8 protein-coding genes are annotated in these 10,084 nt (G+C 61.3%); all 8 read right to left on the reverse strand.

What is annotated here, in order from left to right:
- Window positions 1-321 precede the first annotated feature (321 nt).
- Entirely contained in the window at window positions 322-1,107 is a 786-nt protein-coding gene (locus HMPREF0308_RS03125) for a DUF4191 domain-containing protein (protein WP_005528630.1), read from the reverse strand.
- Window positions 1,108-1,149: 42 nt separating this feature from the next.
- Entirely contained in the window at window positions 1,150-2,214 is a 1,065-nt protein-coding gene (lipA, locus tag HMPREF0308_RS03130; RefSeq protein WP_005528632.1) for a lipoyl synthase, read from the reverse strand.
- A 109-nt stretch (window positions 2,215-2,323) separates the two neighbouring features.
- Window positions 2,324-3,130 (reverse strand): lipoyl(octanoyl) transferase LipB, encoded by an 807-nt coding sequence (lipB, locus tag HMPREF0308_RS03135; RefSeq protein ID WP_005528634.1) that lies wholly within the window; start codon window positions 3,128-3,130, stop codon window positions 2,324-2,326.
- A gap of 69 nt (window positions 3,131-3,199) precedes the next feature.
- Entirely contained in the window at window positions 3,200-3,592 is a 393-nt protein-coding gene (gene gcvH, locus HMPREF0308_RS03140) for a glycine cleavage system protein GcvH (protein ID WP_005528635.1), read from the reverse strand.
- 42 nt (window positions 3,593-3,634) lie between these two features.
- Complete coding sequence (gene gcvT / locus HMPREF0308_RS03145; protein ID WP_005528637.1) at window positions 3,635-4,747, reverse strand: glycine cleavage system aminomethyltransferase GcvT; 1,113 nt, start codon at window positions 4,745-4,747, stop codon at window positions 3,635-3,637.
- A 3-nt stretch (window positions 4,748-4,750) separates the two neighbouring features.
- Window positions 4,751-7,606, reverse strand: a complete 2,856-nt coding sequence (gene gcvP, locus HMPREF0308_RS03150; protein ID WP_034656946.1) for an aminomethyl-transferring glycine dehydrogenase — start codon at window positions 7,604-7,606, stop codon at window positions 4,751-4,753.
- 100 nt (window positions 7,607-7,706) lie between these two features.
- Window positions 7,707-8,876: an MFS transporter gene (locus HMPREF0308_RS03155; protein ID WP_005528639.1), complete on the reverse strand. Its 1,170-nt coding sequence runs from the start codon at window positions 8,874-8,876 to the stop codon at window positions 7,707-7,709.
- 172 nt (window positions 8,877-9,048) lie between these two features.
- A partial coding sequence (gene sucB / locus HMPREF0308_RS03160) for a 2-oxoglutarate dehydrogenase, E2 component, dihydrolipoamide succinyltransferase (RefSeq protein ID WP_034656947.1) occupies window positions 9,049-10,084 on the reverse strand: 1,036 nt, incomplete at its 5' end.

Raw genomic sequence — 10,084 nt, forward strand, 5'->3', positions numbered from 1 at the left:
TATTGGTGGAACACCAAGCGGCTTCATGAAGCTTTGGACTACGCTACCCCACAGGAAGTAGAAACCGAGTACTATCTCACCCAGGCCATCAACACAGGGCCGTAAAAGAAGCGGAACTAAACCCAGGACGCTTCACTCGATACTCACCACGGTGTTACTAGATACCCCCGCGCAACACTAAAGACGCCTTTTGATAAATACCATGTAGAAGGTTGTGCTGTGGTCAATGGGGAACAAGGTCTAGGGAAGATTTAAAGCCAATGAGAAGGGGTCCCTTCCGAGAGTTTTGGAAGGGACCCTTTCAGTGTGGAACGAGGTGGCTTACTTGCCGCCCTTGCGCTCCTGCATGCGGCGCATGCGGCGGTTCATACCCGCCATGTTCTGAGCCTGGCGGGGCATCGGGCCCTTCGGCAGGCCCGGAGTAGTGCCCGGAAGATCATCCATAGCCTCGATGCGGCGAATGTTCTCGTAGGTCTCGTTTTTATTGTAGTTGCGCGGCAGCTTCATGATGTGCGTGCGCAGCTTGGATACCGGTACCTCATCCTCACCGTTGCCCACGAAGACCTCGTACACCGGTACGCCGCCAGCTAGGCGGTCAACGCGCTTCTTCAAACGGTTGAGAGTAGGGGCGACGCGCTTGCGGTCGCCCTCAACGACGAAGATGACGCCCGAGTTACCAATCACGCGGTGGACCAGATCCTGCTGGCGGGTCGCAGCCACGCCCGGCTTGACCTTCCACACCACGCCCACCGTGTTGCGCAGCTGCTGCTCCAAAGCCCAGCCGGCGACGCCGGGCTGGTCCTCGACCTTCTTGTACATATCGCGCTCGAGGCGCCGAGTGAACAGGAACATAGCGAGCATTGCGCCAAGGCCCAAGCCGATGATGAGCATGAACCACTGCCCGTTGAAGAGCAGGCCGATAAGGAAGAAGAGCAAGCCCACGCCCAAGAATGCAGCCAGCATGATGGGGATGAGAGCCTTGTCCTGCTTGCGCTGCAGGTTGAACGCTTGCCACATCTGTGACCAGTTCTGCTTGCGCTGGGCGCGCTTGGCCGCCCGCTCTTGCTTCTTCGCGTCCTTGAGCGACGCCTTATCGTCCTTAGCCATGTCTCCTACTTTAAGGGCAAGGGGAATAAAAAGGGAAACGCGTTAGCGAATGGTCGCAGCAGCGGAGTTGGACTGTGCGGGGGTTTTAGTCATGCGCGTGGTGACCGGAGTTTCCTCAGAGGGGCCGTACTTCTCCAGAAGCGTGGAGGCCTCCTGGGCGGTAGCGCCTTGAGAGGTCTCAGCCAAGTGCTTGAGGTTCTCCGGAAGCTCGAGGCCGCGGGCCTCCATGGCCTGCACGTAGAGGCGGCCGGCGCGATAAGAGGAGCGAACCAGCGGGCCAGACATGACGCCGCCAAATCCCAGCTCCTTGGCCAGCTTGGAGTGCTCCACGAACTCCTCTGGGCGCACCCAGCGCTCGATGGGGTGGAAGCGCGGGCCGGGGCGCAGGTACTGGGTAATCGTGATGATGTCGCAGCCGGCCTCGCGGAGATCACGAAGGGCTTCCTCGATCTCCTCGGCGGTTTCACCCATCCCCAGGATGAGGTTGGACTTGGTGATCAAACCGAAGTCGTGGGCCTGACGGATGACATCGAGTGAACGCTCATAGCGGAAGGCCGGGCGGATGCGCTTGAAGATGCGCGGCACTGTCTCCAGGTTGTGGGCGAAGACCTCGGGCCGGGCCTCAAAGACCTCCTGGAGCAGGTCCGGCTTACCTGAGAAGTCCGGGGTGAGGTTCTCTACGCCGGTGTTGGGGTTAAGCTCATGAATCTTGCGCACCACCTCGGCGTAGAGCCAGGCGCCCTCGTCAGGCAGATCATCGCGCGTAACACCTGTAATGGTGGTGTAGTTGAGATCCATTTCCTGGATATTCTCGGCCACACGACGCGGCTCGTCGCGGTCCAGTTCCGCTGGCTTGCTTGTGGCGATATCGCAGAAATCGCAGCGGCGGGTGCACTTGTCGCCGCCGATGAGGAAGGTAGCCTCACGCGATTCCCAGCACTCATGAATATTGGGGCAGCCGGCCTCTTGACACACGGTGTGCAGGGAAGCACCAGACACGCGAGATTTCATGTCCTCATACCCAGGGCCGGTGCGAACCTGGTTGCGGATCCAGCGCGGCTTCTGTTCGATGGGAGACTCCGCATTCTTCTTCTCAATGCGGAGCATCTTGCGTCCTTCAGGCTTAACAGTCACGAAACCTCACTTTAGGTGTTAGAACTAGCTCTTTCTAATACAAGCCCTCCGGGTGGCTGCTTTATTCCACCGAGGGTAGCCGCTATTTTTCTTGCGCGGCCTTGCGGGCTTGGCGGGCCTTCTCGTTGGCCACTTTGATGGGATCAGGGGCCGAGGCAAAGGTGTGGTCGGCCACCGTTAATTCCCCGGATAGGGCTTTGAGGAGAGCGTCGAGAAGCGGCGCTTCCGCCTCCTCCATGGTCACTGGGCGGCCGAGCTCCAGCGACAGCGTGGACACATCCGCATCGTCGATGCCGCAGGCCACGATGTGCTCGTAGTACTCCAAGGTGTTGGTGCAGTTGAGCGCCAAGCCATGCATGGTGACCCCACGGGTGATGCGAATGCCCAACGCACCGAGCTTGCGGTCGCGCTTCGGGGCGGCTGGGTCGGCAGCCTGGGTGGTGGAAGGAACCCATACTCCAGAGCGGCCATCGATGCGCCCAGCGGTGCTCACGCCGAGTTCGCGGACGGCTTGGATGATGGCCTCCTCAAGGCGGCGGACGTAATCGACAACGTCTACCGGCTCGGCCAGCTTGATAATGGGGTAGACCACCAACTGGCCCTCACCGTGCCAGGTGATGCGCCCACCACGGTCTACATCAATGACCGGTAGGCCATTATCAGGCATATCCTCCGGCTGTGTGCGCTTGCCGGCGGTGTAGACGTTGGGGTGCTCCACCACGAGGATGACATCACCCTGCGTACCCGCCGCCCGCGCCGCCGCGAGCTCAGCCTGCAGATCCCAGGCCTCTTGGTAGCCCATGCGGCCCAAGCGGCGGATCTCCAGTGGCTCATCGGACGCGCGGATGGAGCGATCAGCGGGAAAGAAAGGTTCGCGGGGAGCAGTCATGAACCCAATCCTAAACCCCGCGAGAAATCAGCCCGAAAGGGGCCGAGTCTGCGCTGCTCAAGCGTTGTTTTAGTCAACTCCGTTGGCGGAGGCGTACTCGTCGGCGGTCATCAGCTCGCCGACCTCGGTGACCTCTACCTCGAAGAGCCAGCCCTCACCGAAGGGATCATTGTTGATGACTGCGTAGTCATCGTGCACACCCTCGTTGACGGCAGTCACGGTGCCGGTGACCGGGGAGTAGAGGTCAGACACGGACTTGGTGGACTCGACCTCGCCGCAGGTCTCGCCGTGCTCGACGGTATCGCCCACGGCAGGCAGCTCAGCGAAGACGACCTCCCCCAGGCGGTCGGTGGCCACGGAGGTGATGCCGATACGGACGGTAGAACCAACGACGGAGTCAGCGGTGGCGTTGATCCACTCGTGCTCCTCGGAGTAGGAGAAATCGGAAGGAAGATTAGCCATGAGAAGGGGTGTCCTTTCAGTAGTTGACTTCAGTAGTGGAGTTTACTTATCGCGCTTGTAGAAGGGCAGCGCGGAAACCTCGAAGGGGTAGCGCTTGCCGCGGATATCCACCTCGACGGCCGCACCCGGCTCGAGTCCAGCGGCGGTATCGATGAGAGCGAGTGCTACCGGGTGTCCCAGGGTGGGGGAGGGCTGGCCGGAGGTTACCGTGCCCACCTTGTTCTCACCCACGAAGACCTCGGAGCCCGCACGGGCGGCGCGGCGCTGGGAGGAGACAAGTCCGGTGATAACGGCCTGCGGGCCCTCCTCGGCGCGCTGGCGCAGCACCTTAGCGCCCACAAAGTCCTGCTCCTTCTTGGCAAAGGCGCGGGACATTCCGGCTTCTACCGGGGTGATATCGCGGGTGAGCTCGTTGCCGTAGAGCGGCATGCCTGCCTCCAAGCGCAGGGAGTCGCGCGCTGCCAGACCACACGGGCGGATGTCGTACTCAGCGCCAGCCTTGAGCAGCTCCTGCCACAGCTCTGGGGCGTCGGAGTTGTAGACGATGAGCTCGAAGCCGTCCTCACCGGTGTAACCGGTACGGCAGATGAAGGCATACTTGCGGGCGACCTTGCCCGTCATCGCTGCGTAGTACGGCAGCTCCATGACGGCTTCCTGCTTGGTGTCCTCGACCAGCGGGATGAGAATCTCCGCAGCTTTCGGGCCCTGTACTGCGATCATGGCGACGTCGCGGGACTCGTTGTTGAGGTCCACATCGAAACCCTCAGCGCGCTCGTTGAGTGCCTCCCAGACCACGTCGGCGTTGCCGGCGTTTGGCACGACCAGGAACTTGGTCTCGTCCAAGCGGTAGGTGATGAGGTCATCGATGATTCCGCCGTCTTCGGCACAGATCATCGAGTACTTTGCCTTGCCCACCTTGAGGTTGGTCAGGTCGGAGATGAAGCTGTAGGACAAGAACTTGGCAGCGTCTTCACCGTTGACCCAAATCTCGCCCATGTGGGAAAGATCGAATAGGCCAGCGGAGTTGCGCACCGCGCGGTGCTCTTCCAATTCGTTGTCGTACTTCAGCGGCATGTTCCACGGACCGAAAGCCGTAAAGGATGCGCCAAGCTTTTCATGCTCTGCATGCAGCGGGGAGTTGAGCAATTCAGTCATTGTTTAGTCCTCTTCAGTCAGATCGAAAGCCTCTGGTGGCGGGCAGGCGCACACGAGGTTGCGGTCACCGTAAGCCTCGTCGATGCGGCGCACCGGCGGGAAGTACTTGTTGGCACGCAGGGAAGCAACTGGGTAGGCAGCTTCCTGGCGGGTAAAGCCGTAGTTCCACTCGTCGGATGCGACGGACGCAGCGGTGTACGGAGCGTTGTGGATGACGGATTTCTCGTACTCGACCTTGCCGTCGATGATGTCCTGGATTTCCGCGCGGATGGAGCGCATAGCCTCGATGAAGCGGTCTAGCTCGGCCAAGTCCTCGGACTCGGTCGGCTCGACCATCAGGGTGCCAGCCACCGGGAAGGACAGGGTCGGTGCGTGGAAGCCGTAGTCCACGAGGCGCTTTGCCACATCGGCCGCGGTGACGCCGGAGGCGTCGGTCAGCTCGCGCAGGTCGAAGATACATTCGTGCGCCACGAGGCCCTCGTTGCCGGTGTAGAGAACCGCGAAGGAATCCTGCAGGGACTTAGCCAGGTAGTTAGCACCCAGGATTGCGTGGCTGGTGGCCTGCGCAACGCCCTCGGATCCCACCATGGCCAGGTATGCCCACGAAATCGGCAGCACGCCGGCGGAGCCGTACTGGCTGGCGGTGGAGGGAACACCGTGCTCGGTCGGGGTCGGCTGGGCCGGATCGATGGAGGCGTCGTTGGCGTTAGTCGGTAGGAAGGGCACCAAGTGCTTGGCGACGCCCACCGGGCCAACGCCCGGTCCACCGCCGCCGTGCGGGATGGTGAAGGTCTTGTGCAGGTTGAGGTGGGAGACATCGCCACCGAACTCGCCGGGGCGTGCCCAACCGGTCAGAGCGTTCATGTTTGCGCCGTCGATGTAGACCTGGCCGCCAGCAGCGTGGACCTTGTCGCACACGTCGCGGACCTCGGGGTCGAACACGCCGTGGGTGGACGGGTAAGTGATCATGATGCCGGCGATGTGCTCACCGTGCTGTTCGATCTTGGCATCCAGGTCTGCCAGGTCGATGGAGCCATCGTCTGCGGTAGCAACGACGACCACCCGCAGGTTAGCCAAGGTAGCAGAGGCCGCGTTGGTGCCGTGTGCGGAAGATGGGATGAGGATGACGTCGCGGCCAGAGTCTCCGTTGGCAACGTGGTAGCGGCGGATGGCCAGCAGGCCGGCCAGCTCACCCTGGGAACCAGCGTTGGGCTGGATGGAGACCTTTGCATACCCGGTCAGCTCAGCGAGCCAGCCCTCGAGTTCCTCGATGAGGGCGCGCCAGCCTGCGGTGGTCTCTTCCGGTGCGTATGGGTGGATGCCCGCGAACTCCGGCCAGGAGATGGGCTCCATGGCGGCAGTGGGGTTGAGCTTCATGGTGCACGAACCCAGCGGAATCATGGTACGGTCCAGAGCCAGGTCCTTGTCCGCCAGGGTGCGCAGGTAGCGCAGCATCTGAGTTTCGGAGTGGAGGGAGTTGAAGATCTCGTGCTCCAGCGGGGCCTCGGCGCGGACGAGCGCGGAAGGCAGGGCATTAACGGCGGACTCGGCGTTGTCCTTGTCTGCGGACTCTGCGCCGAATGCGGCGGCGAGCTTGGCGACGTCGTCAAGCGTTGCGGACTCACCAAAGGAGACGGAGATCTTCTCGGAGCCGATAGCGCGCACGAGGTAACCCTGTTGTTGAAGGGATGCCTTGATGCCTGCGGCGTCGACGCCGGTGACAGTGACGGTGTCGAAGAACTCGTCAGCGACCAGGGTTTTGCCTGCGCCCTTTACGGCAGCGGCGAAGGAAGCGGCGAGCCCGTGAACGTGCTCAGCGATCTTCTTCAGGCCCTCTGGGCCGTGGTAGACAGCGTACATGGACGCTACGTTGGCCAACAGCGCCTGCGCGGTACAGATGTTGGAGGTAGCGCGTTCACGGCGGATGTGCTGCTCACGGGTCTGCAGGGCCAGGCGGTACGCCGGGCGGCCCTCGGCGTCCTTGGAAACGCCGACCAAGCGGCCAGGCATCTGGCGCTTGAGCTTGTCGGTGACAGCCATGTAAGCAGCGTGCGGGCCACCGAAGAACAGCGGAACGCCGAAGCGCTGCGTGGAGCCAATGACGATGTCAGCGCCCAGCTTGCCCGGTGCCTCCAGCAGGAGGAGGGAGAGGGGATCGGCCACGATGGTGGCTACTGCGCCGCGGGTGTGCAGCTCATCGATGACACCGCGTGGGTCGTAAATGTCGCCCTCGGTGCCGGTGTACGCAATGACGGCGCCGATGAGGTCTTCGCCCACGAGGCCCTCGCGGATATCGAGGATTTCCACCTCGAGTTCGATGGCGCGAGCGCGCTCCGCCGCCACAGCGAGCACCTGCGGATGCAGGCGGGAGTCCAGGATGACGCGGCGGCCCTTCTTGACCGCGCGGGACATTAGGCCGACTGCTTCAGCGGTGGCGGATGCCTCGTCCAGCAGGGAAGCGTTGGCGATGGGCAGACCAGTCAGGGATTCGATCATGGTCTGGAAGTTCAGAAGTGCTTCCAGGCGGCCCTGGGAGATCTCCGGCTGGTACGGGGTATAAGCGGTGTACCAACCAGCGTCCTCCAGCAGGCCGCGGCGGATGACGGCCGGGGTAAGCGTATCGGAGTAGCCCTGGCCATAGAAGGACTTCAACACGATGTTCTGGCTGGCGTATTCGCGCAGCTTGTCCTGCGCTGCATTTTCGCTCAGCGCATCAGGCAGGGCTGGTGCCGATGCGGCGCGGATGGTGGTGGGCAGGGCAGCGTCGACAAGAGCGTCGACGCTGTTGTACCCCAGTGCGTTGAGCATCGTCGCTTGCTCGGAAGAATTTGGTCCGAGGTGGCGCGAGATGAAATCCATAAGTTCAATCTCCTTTGAAAGAAGCTCCGTGAAGGACGTCATGGTGAATGCCTAAAACATGGCCTAAACCGGAATTAAGTATAAGGCCTGTTGCTGTGGCCTAAACTCGTTTACCCCTACCGAGTTCCCTAAGCCACACTGTTGTTAATAGTGCAATGACAACACCACACATAAAAGTGGCCGAATAGCCCACTGCTGGACCCAGTCTTGACAAGATGAACGGCGCGAAAAAGCCAAGATAAGTCAGTGAATAGAACACCCCCGTTGCTGCCCCCAACTCTTTTGGATCGGCTAAAGATTGAGTTTGGGCGAGTCCGGTGAGCATCGTGATGCCATAGGCACTGCCCATCACGATGGCGATGAGCGGGAGTAGCCACAGCGTCCAGCTTTCAGTGCGCTGCGTGGCGAGCAGCAAGCACAACGCCATGCCGATGGCTGCAAGGAACATTCCGTGAGCCGCGGTGAAGTGAAAGCGCCCTGCGAGACGCTGAGTGGCGACGCCGGTGCCCATGGTCAGGAAAGCGATGGCGCCAGTGAGCAGGACTGGATGCGCGGAATGTTCGCTGAGCAATGTAGGCATGAACACCAAACCAGTGGTGGCGGTGCCGAATACCCACGGCGCATAAACGGCGACTGGAAGAAAACGCCGGTTAAATATGCTGCGTGGGACCCAGACCCGATGGGCAGCGCGGGTAGCGGCGGCTTGAGCGCTCGGGCAGTGATCGGCTGGAGTAGTCCACACCAATGGAATGATGAGGATAGCTAGGCTGACTGGTGCGAGGAAGGGGAGCAGCGTTGGGGCGGGCGCGAATTCGGCGAGCAGTCCGCAGACACCGGGTGCGAGGGAGAAGCCAAGGGAAAGAGAGATAGAGGAGCGGCGTGCCCCGGTGACAGCGGAGGTGCTTAGCTCCTTGAGCCATGCAGCGCCGGAGGACATCGCCAGGCCCACTGCGGCGCCAATGATGAGGCGGCCTACCAGGAGCACAAGAAAGCTACCCGAGTTTCCGAGCATCAGCACCAGCGAGCCAACCAGCGTGCACGCCACGGCAGGGCGCATTATGGTTTTCCGGCCAAGAGAGTCTGACAGCGGGCCGCCTAGGAAGAGCGCCACCATGAGCCCAAGGGCATAGACACCGAAGAGGAACGATGACTGACTAAAACTCAGGCCCGCCTTCAGTTGATAGACCACTACCATGGGCGCGAAGAAATTGGCGCCAAAAGCCACAAGGAACATGCCTAAGGCAACGCGGAACCAATCTGAACGCAGCATGCGTCACAGTATATAGTGTCGTGTCTCACATTAGAGATTGGGGGGACAAGTCTTAGCGGGCGAAATCTAGCGGGCAGAATCTGGCGGTCATGAAAACACCTACGGCCCCTTCGCACCCAGCAGATGTGGGGGGGGAGCGAAGGGGCCGTGACCCTTAAGCGGGAATCAGGACTTAGATGTCGAGGTCAGCTGCGAAATCAGCGGTCTCGAGGCGGTCCTTGATGGTGGTGATGAAGCGGCCTGCGTCAGCACCGTCGACGACCTGGTGGTCGTAGGTGAATGGTAGGTAGCACATCTGGCGGATGGCGATTGCATCCTGGCCGTTCTCGTTCACGACAACCGCACGCTTGGTGATAGCAGCGGTGCCGAGGATGCCAGCCTGTGGCGGAACCAGAATTGGGGTATCCAGCAGCGCGCCTTCAGAGCCGATGTTGGTGACGGTGAAGGTTGCACCGGTCAGATCGTTTGGCTTCAGCTTGTTGTTGCGTGCCTTGTCAGCCAGCTCAGCGATTGCCTTGGCAATCTCCGGCAGGGTGAGGTCCTGTGCCTTGTGGATGACCGGGGTGAGCAGGCCACGTGGGGTATCAACTGCGATGGCCACGTTGACGTCTGCGTGGTAGGTCATTTCCTTGGTCTCAGGGTTGTAGGAAGCATTGACGTTCGGGTGGGAAACCAGAGCCTCAACGGTTGCCTTAACGATGAACGGCAGGAAGGACAGGTTTGCCTCGTACTTTTCGATGAAGGCCTGCTTGGACTGCTTGCGCAGATCCCAGATGGCGGTCATGTCGACTTCCTGGACGTGGGTGAGCTGGGCAGAAATCTGCAGTGCCTCGACCATCTTTGCAGCGGTGATTTCGCGGATGCGGTTGACCTTCTGCGTGGTGCCGATGAGCTCCTGCTTTTCTGGGTCGACAGACTTGGTGGACCAGCGAGCGCGAGGATCGGTGGAGCCTGCGTTTGCGGAAGCCGGAGCCTCGCCCTCGCCAGCAGCAGCCAGAACATCCTGCTTGCGGATGCGGCCGCCGACGCCGGTGCCGGAGACGGTGGAGAGATCTACGCCGTGCTTCTCAGCCAGCTTGCGGACCAGCGGGGTGACGTAAGGAACGTCGTCGCCGTTGTTGATCTTGGTGGAGCCCTCAGAAACTGCAGGCTTGGAGTCAGAAGCTGCTGGTGCGGACTTCTCTTCCTTCTCCTCGACCTTAGGCTCT

The sequence above is a fragment of the Corynebacterium striatum ATCC 6940 genome (assembly GCF_000159135.1).
Lineage (GTDB): Bacteria > Actinomycetota > Actinomycetes > Mycobacteriales > Mycobacteriaceae > Corynebacterium > Corynebacterium striatum.

Excerpts from the sequence above, each read along its gene's own strand:
- gcvH (WP_005528635.1), bottom strand. The coding sequence starts at position 3,592 with ATGGCTAATCTTCCTTCCGATTTCTCCTACTCCGAGGAGCACGAGTGG.
- lipB (WP_005528634.1), bottom strand. The coding sequence starts at position 3,130 with ATGACTGCTCCCCGCGAACCTTTCTTTCCCGCTGATCGCTCCATCCGC.
- lipA (WP_005528632.1), bottom strand. The coding sequence starts at position 2,214 with ATGCTCCGCATTGAGAAGAAGAATGCGGAGTCTCCCATCGAACAGAAG.
- gcvP (WP_034656946.1), bottom strand. The coding sequence starts at position 7,606 with ATGGATTTCATCTCGCGCCACCTCGGACCAAATTCTTCCGAGCAAGCG.
- HMPREF0308_RS03155 (WP_005528639.1), bottom strand. The coding sequence starts at position 8,876 with ATGCTGCGTTCAGATTGGTTCCGCGTTGCCTTAGGCATGTTCCTTGTG.
- gcvT (WP_005528637.1), bottom strand. The coding sequence starts at position 4,747 with ATGACTGAATTGCTCAACTCCCCGCTGCATGCAGAGCATGAAAAGCTT.
- HMPREF0308_RS03125 (WP_005528630.1), bottom strand. The coding sequence starts at position 1,107 with ATGGCTAAGGACGATAAGGCGTCGCTCAAGGACGCGAAGAAGCAAGAG.